Here is an 18,757-nt window from a genome sequence, read left to right as displayed (position 1 = left end):
TATTATTGACATAGACTATTATAAATATCCCTAACCTTTTGTCCGGCATATTCCCATTTTATATTATCCACCTCTTCTTTGCCTTCTCTGCTCAGGAATTCAGACATGGCATCGTATGTACAAATAGAATATATAGCATCGGCCATACCCTCAACATCCCAATAGTCAACCTTCACCGCTTTATCTAGGATTTCGGCACAACCGGATTGTTTTGATATAATAGTAGGAATACTGCACTGCATAGCTTCTAGTGGCGAAATCCCAAATGGCTCAGAAACCGAAGGCATTACATATACATCGCTCCGCTTCAGCATTTCATATACTTGTTTTCCTTTAAGGAAACCAGTAAAATGAAATTTATCCGATATTCCTCTTTCGGCTGCAAGATAGATCATACGTTCCATCATATCACCGCTACCGGCCATCACAAAACGAATGTGTTTAGCCTTTTCGAGTACACGAGCGGCAGCCTCCACAAAATATTCAGGACCTTTTTGCATCGTGATACGCCCCAAGAAAGTTACAACTTTGTCTTTACCTTTTTGAGGCTCTATAGCGACAATCTCGGCACTTAATGGTTCTACAGCATTATGTACAGTAGTCACTTTTGCCGGGTCTTGATGATATTTCTCAATCACTGTTCGCCGGGTCAGCTCGCTCACACAGATAATATGGTCTGCGTAGTCCATACCATTTTTTTCCATTTGATAAACCTGCGGATTTACCTTGCCTCGGCTACGGTCAAAATCTGTTGCATGCACATGTATAACTAAAGGTTTCCCCAAAACATTTTTGGCATGTATTCCTGCGGGATAAGTCAACCAATCATGTGAGTGTATTATATCATAACTATGAGTGCGTGCAATCACTCCGGCCACAATAGAATAATTATTTATCTCCTCGAGCAAATTGTCGGGATAACGTCCCGAGAACTCGATACAACCCAAATCATTTGTATGCAGATAATTAAAATCGCCATAAATATGATCGCGTAGATTATAATATTCCTGAGGGTCCATATATTTCGACAGGCGCTCACTCACATAATCCCAGTATACCTCACGCCAGGCTACAGGGGTATTGCATGCTCCTATTATTTTCAGAAAACTCTGGTCTTCATCGCCCCAGGGTTTAGGTATAACAAATGTGATTTCCATATCAGGCTGCAAAGACATACCTTTTGTCAATCCATAACTGGCTGTCCCAAGCCCGCCTAATATGTGGGGAGGAAACTCCCATCCAAACATTAATGCTTTCATATATTTTAGTTCGAAACTATTCTGTAAATTAAAAAATCTAAATCATATTGCATAAAGACGTATTCTTTATCATTCAATATTCATCTCCAAACATTTTCTGGACATTGAGAGCAGTTATTATTCCGGCAACATTTATGGCATAAGAAATCTGCCCATGTCCGAAATAAGGGATACTGCCATCATACACAGAAGATAAAGAACCTATGCCATCGTTAGACATTTCATCCTCAACACCAATCAAAAGACGGTCGAGAAAAGACAATCCACTCTGCTGGAATATTTTAAGGTAAGCTTCCTGATATGCCCGCAGCAGCCACGGCCATGCCGCACCATTAAAAGCACTGTAGAGGCGATCATATATTGAGCCTTCACATCTCGGACGAAAGCCAATGCTCTTCGGACTAAGGGAACGAATGCCTTTAGGTGTAAGTAATTCTTTAGTTACTATATCAATTATACTTTTACTTTGTCGCTTACCCAGCAGTGGATAATCGACAGCTATAGCCAATAACATATTAGGTCTGACACTCCAATCTACGAAATTACCTACAACATAATCGTACAGATAGCCACCATCGTTAAGAAAGACTTCCAAAAATGATGTTTTGGTTATCTCAGCCAATAGAGCCATCTTTCTTTCCAGTTTCGGATTATCTTGATTGCGTGCTATTTCTTCATTAAACTTGAGTGCATTATACCAAAACGCATTAACCTCAACCAAGCACCCTGTACGAGGAGCCAAATAAAGTCCGTCCGAAATCTTATTATGCATCCAACTCGGATAACCAACTTTATTGTCTACAGTAAGTAACCCATTCGTTAATGGCTTCAAGTTCGGGTGATTGCCTTCTTGTATAAAGCTTACGATCTGGCTAACCAAACTTGCATATTTTAAATAAAAACGCTCAGGGTCATACACCTGAAACTTTTTAAGGGCGCGTATCACCCATAAAAGTACATCTGCATCACCTATATCCTTCAGAAATCCGGCTATTGGCTTCCCCTCCATAAATTGCTGGATTGTAGGAATAGCAGTATCAACAATCTCTTCAAAAGCATCTTTCTTGCCAACGCCTAGCGTAAGTCCTTCCAAAGCCATAAATTGCTCTCGGGCCTTAACCTCACCCCAAGGATAACCATTCAGTAAATATAGTTCATCTTTAGTGGGACGATAATAAAACTGATGTGCTGAATTTTTCAAACAGTTATAGAAAGATGAACGAGGGGTACGCTCTTTTATACCTTTTTCAAACGAGAAAACCAGCTTACTCGTATCTACGTGAATATCACTCGCTGAGAATATTACCGACTCACCTTTCTGTATGGGTAATTCAAAATATCCGGGTACATACAAATCTTCTTTGTATGGTAATCCGTGATTCATATCCTGCATATATTCTACACCTTTATACCAGTTTGGCTCAAAGACGAAATTTACAGGCTTATTAAACTGCATAAACAAATCGGGATAGCCGGTATACATACACATACTGATGCCATTTTCCACTTCCTTATATCCAAGATCTGCTATCGGATTCTCTTCCGTTAATTCGTTGACATCTCTAAATGCCAAGAAAGGCTTGAAACGCATCGTTGTAGGCGAATGAGCATCTATCAGTGTATATCTGATAAAAATAGAGTTATCCTCTAAAGAAAACATCTTCTCTTTAGATAAAATCACCCCCCCTACTCTATATATCGTTCGCGGCAACGAGTCGCAATCAAATTCTCGTATATATTTATGCCCCATCGGGCTATAATTATTTCCATCATATTTGTGTATCCCCAGATTGAAATCCGCACCATGCTGTATTACTGTTTCATCTAAGGATGATAGCAATACATGATTTGTATCACCCAAACGGGGTACAGGAAGAACGAGTAGTCCGTGTTGCTTTCGTGTGTTACACTCTACTAATGTTGTACAGTGATATGCTCCCCTCCGGTTTGTTCTCAAAATCTCACGATAAAGCGAGTATTCGAGGTTAACCATCCGCGATTTATCAAATTTGAGGTAAGCATTGGTCTTTTTATAATTGTAATCCATAATGTTACTGATAGATTTTCGGTATTTAATATGTCAACAAACAAGCGATATAAATTCAAACTCGTTTATACAACAAGCTTTTTTGTTCTTAAAGATATGAAAAATGTAAACAAAAAGCGAAGCTTTAGGATATTTTATTAACATTCCCTTATATACACTAATATTCAAATGAATAGACGCCTCTCTATTTAGAATAATTATATATAATAAACTCTTCCTTCTAAAACGCACAAATAATTATCAATAAATACTTTATACGCAAATATTAACAAAGAGTACTTTAACTTATCTCAATAAAGTATATCTATTGATAAGTATTTTATATATTTGTACTCCGAAAAAAGGTAAAGTAAAAATTTTGAAATAAAAACAAGTATATGCTTTCATTTATTACCTGGGATGTAAACCCTGATGCTTTTGCTATATTGGGACGAGAAATACGATGGTATGGAATACTTTGGGCTACCGGAGTACTGCTAACAACTATTGTTGTGCAAAAAATGTACAAAGCGGAGAAGCTGCCTGAGAAATGGTTCGATTCGTTATTCATCTATGTTCTCACGGGCCTCATTATCGGAGCACGATTGGGGCATTGTTTGTTTTACGACCCGGTATATTACCTAAGCAACCCGTTAAAGATGCTGATGGTATGGGAAGGTGGTTTATCGAGCCACGGAGGAGCAATAGGCATGACTGTTGGTATATGGCTGTTTTCGGTCAGAGTTACCAAAAAAAGTATGATATGGGCTCTCGATCGCTTGATAGTAGGTGTTGCCATTGGTGCAACATGTATACGACTTGGTAATTTAATGAATTCTGAAATATACGGAGGAACGACAACTCTTCCTTGGGGTTTCAATTTTGTACGCGATCCGCACTGGCATTTTCCAATAGCTGAAGGTGGCTCAAACGAACTGCCATGTCATCCGACACAAATATATGAAGCTCTCATTTACTTCGCTATATTCTGTGTAGGACTATATCTATTCTATAGAACAAATGCAAAAAACAAACAAGGCCTGATATTAGGGGTCTCACTTATAGGGATTTTCCTTTCCAGATTTTTTATCGAATATATAAAAAATGTACAGGAGCCATTTGAGGTTAATATGATAGCTACTTTCGGTATTAATATGGGACAATTGCTAAGTATCCCATTCGTACTATGGGGTATCTGGCTGGTGTGGAATGCAACAAGAAAAAAAGAAACAATAGAAAGCAAAACAATAAAGAAGTAGAAGTAATTTCGTATGTTAAAACCAATTCCAATAGAAGATGACCTTTACTATATCGGAGTAAATGACCGCACTAAGAATCTTTTCGAAAACTTATGGCCACTCCCTAAAGGCGTATCTTATAATTCATACCTTCTTGTAGATGAGAAGACAGCTCTTTTTGATACAGTAGACGTATGTTATTCTGATATCTTTTTCCATAAGCTGGAAATAGCCTTAAATGGAAAGTCTCTTGACTATGTAATCATCAATCACATGGAGCCCGATCATTCAGGTTCTCTGGGATTGCTTAGAAACAGATTCCCGAATGTACAGATCGTAGGTAACAAACGTACGGCTGAGATGGTACAAGGATTTTATGGAATCTCAGATGGAGTAAAAATTATAGAAGACGGTGAGGAACTGTCTTTAGGTAGCAAACATAAGCTTATTTTCAATCTGACACCAATGGTACATTGGCCTGAAACAATGATGACATATGATACTTATCATAAGATCATATTCTCGGGCGATGCATTTGGTACATTCGGAACTCTTGATGGTGGTATTACCGATGCACAACTACATCCTGAACGCTACTACGATGAGATGGTGCGTTATTATTCTAACGTTGTAGGCAAGTTTGGCTCTCCGGTACAAAAAGCTCTTGAAAAACTTAATACTCTCGAAATAAAATATATCTGTTCTACACATGGTCCAATATGGACTCTTGACGAACAGATAAAAAAAGTAATAAGCATATACGACAAGCTAAGCCGTTATGAAGGCGATGAAGGCGTTGTGATTGCTTATGGCAGTATGTATGGCAACACTGAGCAAATGGCTGAAACAGTAGCTTACGAACTGGCTCAACAAGGGATAAAAGAGGTTATATTACATAATGTATCGAAGCGTTCACATTCATACATTATACGTGATATATTCAAATACAAAGGATTGATCATCGGATCTCCTACATATAACAACAAACTCTTTCCTGAGGTAGAATATCTAATATCGAAAATTGAAGGTCGTGATATGAAGCACCGTTATTTTGGATATTTCGGATCATTTACCTGGGCGGGAGCAGCAGTTAAGCGTTTGGCTCAATTTGCAAGCGACAGTAAATTTGAAGTCATAGGCTCGCCGGTAGAAATGAAGCAAGCTATGAACCTAAATACTTATGAAGACTGTGTCTCTCTGGGAAAGGCTATGGCCGACAGACTTAAACAAGACAGATAAGCTATTCGCGCATTAAGTAGATATTATATAAAACAAAAGCCGTCCTTTAAAGGACGGCTTTTGTTTTATTATAGAATAAGTCTAAATTATTAGAACACAAGGTTTACACCAATTTCTGTTTGGCTAAGATCGAAATCGAATCCGAAATTATCACCTTTGATTCCAGCATATTTTGCATGTTGATAACCTAAGAATCCGAATTTACCTGTTAAAGTAATTTTATCTGTAACATTAACTGCTACACCCGGACGGAAACCAACTTCCCAAGCATTCAATTTATACTTTTCAGCGGCAGTCTGACCTGTAGATACCATATAATCAGTTTTTCCATAAGTATATGCTGCACCGCCATCAACAAACAGGCTACCCATAGTTCCTTTAAGAAATGACATACGTAGGAAAGGATTTACAGTAAATGCATCTTTGAAAATAATATCGGAATTAACAGAACCGTTTAATGCTGGTTTATTGTGTGCATAACCCAATCTGATACCTACTCCCATATTATTAGTAAATGCATAACCTACTTCAGGAAGAATACGGTATGATGATACTCTGTCGCCACCGTCAATTTTAGTGCTGTTGAAACCAACGCTACCTCCAACCCATATCTGACCAACATCTTGTGCTGAAACTGTTGCTGTTAGACCTAACATAATTGCAAGTGTAAAAAATAACTTTTTCATAACTTTTAATTTTTGTTTTTAATTTACCTTTATTTAATTAACTCAATCTTTTAAGATATTCTCTTATTGATGAAGACAAAGGTCTAACAAAATAGAGAACGACAAAAGGTCTATTTTGGCTTAAAGATGTTCTAAAATTCTTTTTAGGCATAACTTTGAAAAATTGTTGAGAACAAAAACAGTCTAAAGTTCTTATTATATGTTCAAAAGTTCTTTTTGACTTTTTCTATATTTCAATGAAAATAGACTATGTTTGCATTCATCTTAATCGACTTTTTACACAAAAAGAATTCAAAATATGAAATTGGCAAAAATCCAACTAGAGGATATTTCAGAACATATAGATCCTTTTGCAATCAAAAATTTTATTATATCCGATAAAGCAGTATTATTTCCTCCTCTGTCCTCCAATTTTCCGTTTATACTCGATGGCGTAGCTTTTGCCATTTGTATTAAAGGGAATGCTCGTATAAAAATAAATTTCAAAGAATATGATATAGAGAAAAACATGATTATTACAATCATGCCTCAGTTTGTCACAGAATTTATCACACGTAGTGAAGATCTGATGCTTGAATTTTTAATTTTCTCTATAGATTTTCTCACAGAAATGCCCAATATATCGAACTTCGACATATCGAGAAGTATTATGCAAAACTCTTGTATAAAAATATCAGAAACGGAAGCCAACAAATATCTGGAGTTCCACTCTTTTATTGTTAAACAATACAAGCGCAGAGATCATCCATTCAGGAATGAAATGGCAAAAAGCCTCTTATATGCAATGCTAACCGAAATAGGTAATATATATTATAATCGGATCAAAGATGTAAGTAAATACGAGTGTGATAACATGAATACATCTTCGCATCAGGATGAATTAATCTCACGCTTTTTTAATTTATTATTGCAATATCACAAAAAAGAACGATCGTTACAGTTCTATGCGAGTGAAATGTGTCTCACACCAAAATACTTATCAACTATTGTAAAAAGCAGAACAGGCAGGACAGCCTTTATGTGGATTAATGAAGCTTTGATTGCATCAGCAAAACATCTGCTAAAAACAACAACGAACACAATTTTACAGATTTCAGACGAATTAAATTTCCCCAATCCTTCTTTCTTCGGGCGATTTTTCAAGAAGCATACAGGACTAACTCCCGTACAATACAGAGAGACTTAATGCATTAGGGGGAAGAGAAAAATAAAACATAAAAACGGGAAAGAGTTTCGCGATAAAATCGAAATATCATGATATAAACTTCCTTAGTAAGGGGTTCTTTTTCATATCATCATATTTGCGAACTACTACACCCAGCCTCTCGAATAGTTGTTGGATAAGCGGATCAATATCCATAACATACACCTCTTTGATTCGCTTAGTCAACAACCAAAGAGCCAAATAATTGACGTCCTTTTTTACTAGAATATCTTTTTCGATCTCCACGACTGTATTACTGTCGGTATGCAAAACGATTATAGGTATTGTATCTATATCGGAATCGTCAATCTTATCGTTTTTAAGAAATAATGCTATTTTCATAAGATTAACTTTTAGGTAAAGTTGATAAATATATATGATCGTCAAAAGTCCTATAAAGCGGTATAAGTGTCCTAAATATCCTAAATTACTATTATTTGAACAAAGTATGTCTTCCTTATGTTTAAAATTAAGAGTATACTACACATTAATATTAAATAAAAATAGAAACATTATGAAGAAACTATTAATCGGAGCAGCAGCCGGTATAGGTCTTGCGCTCGTTATTTATAAGTTGGCAGAAAGTGGTAAGCTAGATTGTGTATGTGATGACTTAAATAAATTATCAGATCAGGCTAAGAAAAAAATAAAAGATGGTATCGATGTTGGAAAAAACCAACTGGAATATCTAAAGGAACGTGCAGCCTACAAGTCTGAACAATTAAGCGAATTGGCTGATGAAGTGGAAAAGAAAGTTTTGGACAAATTAAATAAAGCCAAGAGCTAACTCCAGAATTACTGGTTGATAAAAAACAAAAAGGAATGCTGATATCAGCATTCCTTTTTAATATAAATGAAATATTTTATTTACATATTTGTCTTTAGAAACTTAATAACCTTTTCGAATAAATAAGTTCTGTTAGCTGCACCTCGTATAGAGTGATCTTTATCCGTGAACACAAACATATCGAATTGCTTGTTGGCTTTGACTAATGCAGCAGCATAATCCATCGTATTTTGAAAATGTACATTATCGTCAGCAGAACCGTGTATTAATAATAAATTCCCCTCTAATTTGTTAGCGAGTAAAATCGGAGAGCCTGATTGATATCCGGCTTCATTTTGCTGTGGAGTACGCATAAAGCGTTCTGCATATACAGAGTCATAAAACTTCCAATCGGTAACAGGAGCAATAGCAACTCCGGCTTTGAATACGCCATTCCCCCGGCTCATACTCATTAGGACATTGTATCCACCATAACTCCATCCCCAAATAGCAATTTTACTTCCATCAATATAAGGTAAAGAAGCAAAATGTCTTGCGGCAGCTGCTTGATCGTCCGATTCGTAAATACCCAGATTCATATATGTACACTTGCGAAAGTCTTCCCCTCTAGCTGCAGTTCCGCGTCCGTCAACACAAGCAACAATAAATCCTTGGGTAGTCAGGTAATCTGTCCAGTCAACACCGTACTTATCCGCTACTTGTTGCGAATTAGGCCCACTATACTGAACCATTACCAACGGGTACTTGCGTGATGGATTGAAGTCCACCGGTTTCATTATATATGCATTCAGATCTTGTCCGTCAGCCGCTTTTACAGTAATAAACTCCTTTTTAGGTAAGTTGAGTCCGGCTAATGTATTTTTCAATTTAGCATTATCTTCCAATACTCGAAGTTCCTTTCCTGTAGCGTCGTGTACGGTAACAATCCGAGGTATTGAGATATTGGTATAACTATTGATGTAATATTTCCCATTCTTGCTAAATGTTGCAGCATTAGTTCCCTGCTTTGCAGATAATTTAGTTTTGATTCCTTTCACCATATCCACTTTGTAGATTGCTCTTTGGAGAGGGCTGTCTTCTGCAGCTTCATAAAAAACAGTTTTAGAAACCGGATCAATAGCCAATAGGCTTGTTACATCGTAGTTTCCTGAAGTTAATTTCTTTTGCTGAGCACCATTCTTATCATAAAGATATATATGAGAATATCCATCCTTTTCGCTAACATACACAAACTGATTTCCAAAGAAGTATATATAGTTTAACAATTCTGAGTCTATATATCTGCTGTTCTCTTCATGAAGGATAGAGCGGCATACCGATGAGCGTGCATTTGCAAGAAACAGATCAAATTTATTCTGCTCTCTGTTCAATGTCATTATTGCTAAATCGTCCCCGGTAGGTAAAAACTGTATACGTGGGATATACTCAACATTATCAGGTATATTCATTTTCCGTATTGTCTTCGAGTCAATATCGAATACGTTACATGTTACTTTCGAGTTTTGTTCTCCGGCCTTCGGATACTTGAACGAAAATGAAGTTGGGTAAAGTTTGTTTTCATACATCTGCATCGAATACTCAGGCACATTTGTTTCGTCGAATCTTACAAATGCCAACAAACGCCCGTCTTCAGAAAAATCCATAATACTGGTCGTTGCAAACTCTTCTTCATATACCCAATCTGTTCCCCCATTGATTATTTTACCCAATGCTCCGTCTTTTGTTATCTGAGATTCTGTATCATAATCAAACTTGACTAACCATATATTGTTGTTGATAACATAAGCCAACATTCTTCCATCTTTAGAAAAAGTCGGGATTGATTGCTTTTCTTTATTTTCAGTCAGTTTTCGAACTAAATTTCGTCTAATATCGTAATAATAGTAATTTGCTTTGAATGAATGACGATAGATCGGTTCGTAATCATTATACACTACCAGGCGTTTCTCATCGGGGCTGATTATAAATCCCTGAAATGAGCTAAACGTACATTCACGTGCCTTATTCACATTAAACAGAGTATCGGTAGGCAAACCTGTTTTGTACGAATACTTGATGATCATCGAATTTTTATTATCTGCCTGAAAATAAGATTCGCCATCGGCAGATGACACAACCGGCTGAACACCTCGAGCAGAGTATTTGCCAGAATTAATATCCATAAGGTCTAAACGTTGCGCACTTGCTGTTATTAAGAAGAAACAAGCAAGCAGCAATCCTAAAACATTTTTCATATCAATAGCATTTATTTTTGACAAATATATCAATTTTCGATGGGAGTTGTAAATGATATATCGCATTAAATAGAAATAACCTTTGACCAAGGCCAAAGGTTATTGTAAAAACACCTAAAGTAATACGTAGTTTTTAAAGTCCTATTTGTATTTTTTATTTGGTTATGTATAACCGGTATTCTCCCGGTTGGAGTGTAATATCTATAGAATTATCAGATACATTTAGCTGGTTACCCGTAAAATAGTCCTCCCATTTACCTGTTTTTCCGAAATTAACTTTCTGAGTTAATTCTGTGACATCGAAGTTAGCTATGGCACAGATAGACTCTGTTGATGATTTTAATAATATTTGTTTATATTGATTTGCTAAATCAATAGTATAGTCACTCGTATAAAAGGTAGTATTCGTATTACGAAGTTTATTTATTTTAGCAAACACATCGTAAAGATTCTTTCTTGCAGGTACATCGTAATACTCCCAATGAGGAGGTTTTTCCCCCAAACGGTCATTATTTAATTCCTCATCGTAGCCCAGCTCTCCGAACTGCCAGATCATTTTAGGTCCGGGTAATGACATCAAGATAACTGCTGCCGCTTCTGTTCGTTTTAATCCTGTTGCTAAATTTTTCACATTGTAATCACCATAGCTTTTTCCGTATGAGTTGTTTTTGAACATAATTCTTTCTTCATCATGACTTTCCATGTAAGCAACCAAGTTTGGTTTAGACCATTCTCTTTTCTTATACGAAGCCCATGAAACATCACCTTTCAGACCATTGTCTCCGGCTTCAGCCCCCCAACCCATCGTTACCTCATTGAAGTTATAATTCATATTTCCCCAAAGTTTAATTCCATAGTCTGCCAATATTTTTTCTTCATCATTGGCTGTAAGATGCTCAAAAATGACAATTGCATCAGATTTCCGTTTCCAAATTTCGGAAGCCATCCTTTTAAGTATCGTTATACGACTGTCGTCTTTACTCCATCCATCACCTTTTGTATTGGTAAAACCTTTTGTAAAGTCGAAACGAAATCCATCTACTTTGTATTCTTTCATCCAATATGCACAAACACTGTCTACAAATGCCTTAGTATACTCACTCTCGTGATTAAAATCATATCCCCAAGAATAACTGGAGTTAGGCGATGTTTTATTGTACCAAGGATTATCGGCTGTAGGGTTTTTATCGCTACCCTGATACATTCTCACCATCGGGCTTTGTCCATAGCTATGATTTAGTACCATATCCATTATCACAGCAATTCCATTAGAGTGGCATGCGTCAATAAATGCTTTATAGTCGTTAGGTGTACCGTATGCTTTGTCTGTAGCAAAATAGAATGACGGGTTATATCCCCAACTATTATTGCCCTCAAATTCATTGAATGGCATTAGCTCTACAGCATTTACACCAAGATTTTTAAGGTAGCTTATTTTTTCTTCAACAGCCTTAATCGTTCCCTGCTCTGTAAAATCACGAATAAGGATCTCATAGATAACCATATTATCTGGCTTATCAACCTTAAAAGTATTTACTTTCCAAGAATAAGAAGCCGGAGCAGTATTTACGACCATGGCTATCTCGGAAGTCTTTCCCGTAGCGTACTGTATCAAGTTAGGGTATACATTATTAGAGATATAACGATCATTATCCGGATCAGAAACTTTAGATGTATAGGGGTCTGCTATCCTTATCGAATTATCTATGAGGTATTGACATATATACTCTTTCCCTTTTTGGAGATTGCCTATTTTTATCCAGAAACGATCCCCGTCTTTTTTCATCTTATAGCTATCCGAAACCGTCCAATTATTGAAGTCTCCGATAAGGTGAACCGTTTGTTTTTTAGGAGCAAAAAGGACAAAAGCCAATGAATCGTCGCTGATAACACTAATACCATCTCTAAGACTGCCTATTGTTGGCGTTACAGGTACTTCGGGTATATCAGGATTGTTGGGACCATTATCACTGCATGATAAAAATATGCATAGTAATAGAGGGAAAAAGAATCTTAATAATTTCATGATACTAATAAGTGTATTAGGTTATTTTGGCACAATAGCCTTCTGTATCACAAATCTATGGCTTTTGATACCACTGTTATTATCCTGAATAAATTTACTTGCATAAAAAAGAATGCAAACGTTTGCATTCTAAATAATTAGTATTCCCAACTATATAAGCATGTTGTTGCGTTCGATTAAATAAGATTATAAGGAGAGTAAATATAGAAAAGGCGCCGGATCAATTAAGATTCCAACGCCTTTTGCTTACCTATATATAAATAATCATTCACTAATCCGTTTATAGTATTTCGGCTTATAGTCAGGGAAGAGATCCGGATGAAATACATAGGCCATATCTTTTAAGATATAGTCGGGATGTATAGGCAAATCTTCGTAATAACTGCTATAAGCGGTGTTACATCCATATATGTTTTTACTTTTGAATGCTTTAAAGTAGGAATATGGCTTATATTCTTTCTCAAGACTTGTATAAGTCATATCCGACGGGGTATTGTATTTGATAATCCAGATATCAGCCTCTCCGGCCTTGTCAAAAACTATTTCGAAGTTAAGTGGCATATATGATGTTGATTTGTCTTCATTCCATGGATATATTGCTCCAGCATCAGACAACATATTGGACATAAAGCTTCTGCCACCCGGCATATTCCATTTCCCTTGATAAGGTATATCCGGGAGTACCGAAGGTCTCTTAGTTACATTGGCTACGATGTCTTTAACTTCTTTATAATTTTTCTCTGTAATAGCAAACAGAGAGTCGGCATAGTGTTCTTTTCCTGTGAATAAAGAATAAAAACGAATCCATTCAGCGCGTCCCAGTGGATGAGATTCTGTATAGTCTACAGTTTCGAGTATCGGAATATTTGTTTTCTCCACATTGCCGTATGTCCAACCCTGTATTGGTGTCGCAAAAATAGCATCGGGATTCAACATAATTATTTTCTCCACATCCGGCTTGCTAGCCATCCCCAGATTTTCTATTTCGCCATTTTTTACACGCTGCTGAATTACATCCAATTTTATATACTGCGGCTCGCAAACTCCTTTTATAATATCTATTTGCCCCAATTCATTCAAAGATGAACAATGAATAGTAGAATAGGTAGCTACATTCTGAAGTGGAATTTTCACAACGACACCCTTCGGCAAATTGGCTGGCAATTCTTTTGTTCGGTCTACAAGCACATAGGTATGTAACAACCGAGTAGTGTCCCACGGGTCACGTACAGTAACAAGGGTATAATCATTATACTTTTTCACTTGAAACCCTTTGGCATAATGGACTGTATAAACAGAGTCCGTCTGTTTATGAAGAGCACTCTCATCTTGTCCGACAGGCTTTTGTTTGTTGCAGCCGGTCAAGACAAGAATGATAGTGAAAAGTAGTGTGATATTGAATGATTTCATTTTTGGATTTTATCTAATCGTAGACTAGTTTCTGACTAATTATAAAGTTGATATTGTATACTTACTAAGAAGCGTTTCTTTACTTATTGTTGTAGTCGACAAACCATTAACAAAACTCCTTATACCATAGATATCAAGCACTTTATCTTCTTGTATTGCAAATGCACTGTTAGATTTTGGAATGTCTCCATTATAATCTGGAACTAGATATAAAATTCCATTGTAAGTACATTTTTTTAATGTGCTTTTTGTAAATATAACATTACTGACAATACCTGTAATTTCAGATTGGGATGGATAATCGTCTATATTAATGAAATTACCCCAATTTTGTACAACAAAGATTCCGAAAATAGTTCTGTATCTATTAATTTCTTGTGCCAGATAATTATAGCTATAAGCACTAGGGATCAAATCATATTTCAGAATGATTTCTTCTCCATTTCTTGTGTGTAGAATTGCTGCCATATCAATATAAGGGCCTTGTCCAGGACCTATTATTCTTCCAACTTCGATATATAAATTCTTTTTTCCATACTGATTAAAAATAAAATACTTGTCCATTTCTGATAAATAATTATTCCATCCCACTGTATAACCATTTAATGTATGCGAAGCAGGCAATGAGTAATGCATTATTGATTTATTATCATAACCCGCAGAATTACTTTCTGTTGTAGTGAATTTTTTATAAACATTTTCGTAGATCTGATTATCACTCCAACCTTGTGCTTTATAATATGCGTCAACTACAGGCTTATTCCATTGTATACTACTGTAGGAATTTTGATGCTCATGAATCAATCCTAATGTATGTCCAAATTCATGTACTATAGTTCTACTGAATTCGTATTCAGGTGTATTTTCATCAAACCAGCCAAAGTTTGTAGATGGTTTATTTTGGTCTATTTTTTTATGATTAGTGCCATAATGCGACCAGGATGTATTATCACCTTTCCACTGGAATGCAACTTTTACATCTGCACTAACATTACTATTAACGAATTCAAATGTAATATCACAATACTTAGACCATTCCACTGCATATTGTTTTACTTTTTGTTGTAGATAGCTTGATCCATTTAAAAATTTCACACGTATTACACTATTGTTTGCCCATTGTTTAGAATTCAATATCCCGGCTTTAGTATTAGGCAATTCATCATCAAAAACACCAGAATAAAAATCTGCTGTACAGATATGTACTTTTTTTGCGACCTCTTCTCTTAAATCCATAGTAGTATCAAATTCTTTTTCTTGTTCACAAGAAATAAGAAACGATAGACTAAGGATTAACAATAAATACTTTTTCATAATTTAAAATTTTTAGTAAATACAATATTTTATTTTAATAAGAATATAATTCCGTTCAAATTGAGTGATCTTCTGATTTACTAAATTTTTAATTTGATTTGTAGTTATTAATCATACAAACTCATAGAAATATAACTATGAGTTTGTATGAACTTCGCTTATTTGACTGTAGGATATACTGCAATCGGATTCAAACCTTTTGTGTCAAATGTTTTAATTAATTTACCATCTGTATTGAAAACATACATATCTCCATCGGTCTTATAGTCTGATGTACCTATAAAGATATATTTCTTCACAGGATCAGATGATATACTATATGGTTTGTTCAATACAGTACCATCAGTAATAAAATTGTTAGTCAATACCTTTTCTGCTTTAGCATCGTATACGCTATATGTTATAATCTGATTCCAATTGGCATCGTATTGAGAATATATAATGTATATATTATCGTTACATATTGTCATCCATGTAGCATTTCCTACCTGAGTTACTTCTTGTGTATCTGCATCTATTCGTTGCAATGTATTTGGAACATCATTATAATTTCCATTTGATATTACATAGATATCCCCTTGACTATCTACAACCATTTTATCAGGGTTTATAACAACATCTAGCATCTTAATCTCTGTAAAAGTCGCTACATCTACAACCGAAACTGTTTTATCATAACCAGTAGCTGTATTATAGTCCAACCCTCCTGAATTTGCGACATATAATTTTCCTTTGGATGCTCGTACATATTCAGGGTTACGGCCAACTTTTACCTCAGCTTCAATTTTTAAAGTATTCGGATTTATTTTGGCCAAATACCCATCAAAATATGTGACATATACTTTACCATCATAAGCTGTAAGATTTCTAGGCTGTTGCTTTTTTCCATCTTTAGTAGATTCTATAGTACTTAATATTTTACCCGTTTTGTCCAAAACATAAATAACAGCAGATCCTGATACTGCTATATAAGTTCTATCTCCGTAGGTTATTATATCTTGTCCTGTATCTCCCAGTCCTTTACTATTTATTGATTCAAATACATTATAAGTAACCTTTCCTGTTTGATAGTCGTAATAAGCAATATTAGCGTTGTTACTCCCACTTTTTCCACTATTTAAAATATATGATCCAGTTCCTACCAAAGGAGGTTCAACCACAGGATAGCCTTCGTCATCACTACATGATGCGAATCCTAAAACTAATGCTACAAAGAGAAATGTGTAAAAAATTTTATTTATTTTCATATGAATAAATATTTAAAAATTATAATTAGCTGATATTGTAAAAGATCGTCCCGGCATAGGATAATATTGTACAATTTGATAATTCTTGTTTGTCAGATTAATTAAATTGAGTTGGAGGCGTAAGCTATTATTGTTTAATATAAAAGATTTATTTAGTGAAATACTATGATCTGTATATGATCCTATCTCATTTTCAGGTATATTCTGATCAAGAGCGTAACGTTTGCCTGATATAATAACAGTATATGCAAAATTTAACCAAGGGTTTTCTAAACTTACCGATGCCGAACCATAATGACGCGGTGTGTAAGGGATTTGATCTTTATAGTTTTTACTATTTTTATCTGTTACATCTATAACTCTCTGATAACTATAATTGCCTGTGATATTTAATAATATTTGGGATGTTAACAATGTATGAAGACGCAGATTCATATCCACTCCGGTCATATCGACCTTTCCATAATTACGCATCTTAAAAATATTCATTGTAGGAAAAGGAACAATTTTGTCATCTACTTTATTTTTATAACCATCTAAAGACACACTCATAAAATCAATAGTCTCAGATATTTTTTTTGTCCAAGTCAATCCCACATTGTATTGTGTTGCATATTCCGGTTTCAGATTTATATTGCCCATACGTATGTAATACATATCATCAAAAGTTGGCACTCTAAATATCTTTTTATAAGACACACGAAGTCTTAAATTAGCTTCTTCGAAAGGTAAGTATGATACACTTATAGATGGCGTTACCTTTTTCTTATCTTTAGGGGAGTCTCCCATCTGAACGCTTTCGTCAACATATGTAGCTAAAAGGCTTCCGGTTACGGTTAGATATTTATTAGTAAATTGAGCAGCCAAAGCTGTGAGTGATGAAATTCTCTTCGGCTTGTCCACATCTTCAAAATTACTATTCAACTTATTCTGAAATATATCTTCAAATAAACTTATGGATAGATATTTTAGAGGTTTGTACATCATACCTACCGATGCATAATATTCATACTGAGTGATGCGGTCTTCTTGTTTATTTTCTGCTGTATTATTGGTTATTGACAAATATTTATAATGGTTGCGACTGAATTTTAATTGCCCTTTTATACTCATTTTATCATTAACTCTATTTTTGTAATATAGTTGGGAGAACAAATCCTTGTTCCATACTCTTTCGTCATTATCGTCTCTGTAGAAAATTACAGAACCCGGCAAACCTCTTTCCGAATCATAATAATTTACTTTAAATTTCAGCTCGCCGGCTTTGCCCATATTCCCATAGAGGTTTAATTCTGTACGCCAGATATCAACATCAGAATTCCTACGCTTACGCTCTTCAGTTTGATCCGCATTTTTAAATGTGAATTTATATCTTCCATCTGCTCTTTCCCATCCTGTATTTAACGAAAGAGAGAATTTCTTATTCAGTCGGTGTGCATAATAGACAGTAGGATTGAAAAGCCCATAAGAACCAGCTTTAACTTGTATATTTCCATTATATGATTTATTCTTAAAGGCAGGGTTTGATGTTATTACCTCTAATAAGCCGGCTGATGCATATGATCGTGCTGCCTGAAATATATCATCAGACTGACCAATAGAGAGAGTTATCATAGAAACATTATCCAATGAAAAACGGCTGATATCGATCTGTCCGGATTGAACATTACTCATCGTAACACCGTCATAACTAACTGCAGTATGTTGAGCCCCCATCCCCCTTATAGAAACAGTTTTCATACCTCCAATACCTCCATAATCTTTTACTGTAACTCCCGAAAAACGGCGCACAGCATCTGATACGGACAGTATTCCTATTCGTTCAATCTCTGTATTATCAATAACTTGAAGTGGAGTTGTAGATCGTGAGACAGATGGTTTGATCTGTGCAGAAATTTCTATCTCTGACAGTTTCTTTGCATTAAGACTATCATTAATCTGAGCCTGTATATGCATACAGCCTACTACAAATAAAAATATAAGGGAGAATAAAAAAGTCCTCATCTTCACAAATTATTCAATAAAATGCTTTCGATAAGAACAAAGAAAAGACTATATAATCTTGACACTGTTTCTTAAGCTCTATT

Annotated in this window: 14 protein-coding genes; 4 read left to right on the top strand and 10 right to left on the bottom strand. The window is 35.4% G+C overall.

The window, feature by feature from the left end; translation table 11 throughout:
* Positions 1 to 2: 2 nt before the first annotated feature.
* Both BGO84_RS02485 and BGO84_RS02480 read right to left on the bottom strand, forming a co-directional pair.
* Entirely contained in the window at positions 3 to 1,259 is a 1,257-nt protein-coding gene (locus BGO84_RS02485; RefSeq protein WP_291027351.1) for a glycosyltransferase, read from the bottom strand.
* A 73-nt stretch (positions 1,260 to 1,332) separates the two neighbouring features.
* A complete protein-coding gene (locus tag BGO84_RS02480; protein ID WP_291027349.1) occupies positions 1,333 to 3,306 on the bottom strand; it encodes a glycogen debranching enzyme N-terminal domain-containing protein in 1,974 nt (657 codons plus the stop codon).
* Between the two features lie 377 nt (positions 3,307 to 3,683).
* Between BGO84_RS02480 and lgt the strand changes: the two genes are divergently transcribed.
* Together lgt and BGO84_RS02470 are read left to right on the top strand one after the other, a co-directional pair.
* Positions 3,684 to 4,544 carry a prolipoprotein diacylglyceryl transferase gene (gene lgt, locus BGO84_RS02475; protein WP_283687153.1) on the top strand — a complete coding sequence of 287 codons (861 nt, stop codon included), beginning with the start codon at positions 3,684 to 3,686 and terminating at the stop codon, positions 4,542 to 4,544.
* A gap of 12 nt (positions 4,545 to 4,556) precedes the next feature.
* Entirely contained in the window at positions 4,557 to 5,762 is a 1,206-nt protein-coding gene (locus tag BGO84_RS02470; RefSeq protein ID WP_135105209.1) for an FprA family A-type flavoprotein, read from the top strand.
* 89 nt (positions 5,763 to 5,851) lie between these two features.
* On the opposite strand, the gene BGO84_RS02465 is transcribed toward BGO84_RS02470, so the two are convergent.
* The gene (locus BGO84_RS02465) at positions 5,852 to 6,448 is read right to left on the bottom strand and encodes an outer membrane beta-barrel protein (RefSeq protein ID WP_291027347.1); all 597 of its coding nucleotides are present in this window, start codon (positions 6,446 to 6,448) and stop codon (positions 5,852 to 5,854) included.
* Positions 6,449 to 6,746: 298 nt separating this feature from the next.
* On the opposite strand from BGO84_RS02465, the gene BGO84_RS02460 reads away from it, so the two are divergent.
* Positions 6,747 to 7,634, top strand: coding sequence for a helix-turn-helix domain-containing protein (locus BGO84_RS02460; protein ID WP_291027345.1), 888 nt, complete (start codon positions 6,747 to 6,749; stop codon positions 7,632 to 7,634).
* A gap of 66 nt (positions 7,635 to 7,700) precedes the next feature.
* On the opposite strand, the gene BGO84_RS02455 is transcribed toward BGO84_RS02460, so the two are convergent.
* Complete coding sequence (locus BGO84_RS02455) at positions 7,701 to 7,994, bottom strand: hypothetical protein (RefSeq protein WP_291027344.1); 294 nt, start codon at positions 7,992 to 7,994, stop codon at positions 7,701 to 7,703.
* 172 nt (positions 7,995 to 8,166) lie between these two features.
* On the opposite strand from BGO84_RS02455, the gene BGO84_RS02450 reads away from it, so the two are divergent.
* Positions 8,167 to 8,439, top strand: coding sequence for a hypothetical protein (locus tag BGO84_RS02450; RefSeq protein ID WP_291027342.1), 273 nt, complete (start codon positions 8,167 to 8,169; stop codon positions 8,437 to 8,439).
* 80 nt (positions 8,440 to 8,519) lie between these two features.
* Here the strand turns inward: BGO84_RS02450 and BGO84_RS02445 are convergent, their stop codons facing one another.
* From BGO84_RS02445 to BGO84_RS02420, 6 genes are all read right to left on the bottom strand, one after another.
* The gene (locus BGO84_RS02445; protein WP_291027340.1) at positions 8,520 to 10,673 is read right to left on the bottom strand and encodes a S9 family peptidase; all 2,154 of its coding nucleotides are present in this window, start codon (positions 10,671 to 10,673) and stop codon (positions 8,520 to 8,522) included.
* A gap of 154 nt (positions 10,674 to 10,827) precedes the next feature.
* Positions 10,828 to 12,699 carry an alpha-amylase family glycosyl hydrolase gene (locus BGO84_RS02440; RefSeq protein WP_291027338.1) on the bottom strand — a complete coding sequence of 624 codons (1,872 nt, stop codon included), beginning with the start codon at positions 12,697 to 12,699 and terminating at the stop codon, positions 10,828 to 10,830.
* 264 nt (positions 12,700 to 12,963) lie between these two features.
* Positions 12,964 to 14,109, bottom strand: a complete 1,146-nt coding sequence (locus tag BGO84_RS02435) for an ABC transporter substrate-binding protein (protein ID WP_291027336.1) — start codon at positions 14,107 to 14,109, stop codon at positions 12,964 to 12,966.
* 39 nt (positions 14,110 to 14,148) lie between these two features.
* Positions 14,149 to 15,423, bottom strand: a complete 1,275-nt coding sequence (locus BGO84_RS02430) for a hypothetical protein (protein ID WP_291027334.1) — start codon at positions 15,421 to 15,423, stop codon at positions 14,149 to 14,151.
* A gap of 158 nt (positions 15,424 to 15,581) precedes the next feature.
* Entirely contained in the window at positions 15,582 to 16,670 is a 1,089-nt protein-coding gene (locus BGO84_RS02425) for a DUF5074 domain-containing protein (protein WP_291027332.1), read from the bottom strand.
* A 12-nt stretch (positions 16,671 to 16,682) separates the two neighbouring features.
* Complete coding sequence (locus BGO84_RS02420) at positions 16,683 to 18,674, bottom strand: TonB-dependent receptor (protein WP_291027330.1); 1,992 nt, start codon at positions 18,672 to 18,674, stop codon at positions 16,683 to 16,685.
* Between the last annotated feature and the right edge of the window lie 83 nt (positions 18,675 to 18,757).

Origin of the sequence: Dysgonomonas sp. 37-18 (assembly GCF_001899125.1) — a bacterium.
Classification (GTDB): Bacteria; Bacteroidota; Bacteroidia; order Bacteroidales; family Dysgonomonadaceae; genus Dysgonomonas.
The sequence above is the reverse complement of the archived record's forward strand: the minus strand, read 5'-3'. Positions and strand labels throughout refer to the sequence as shown.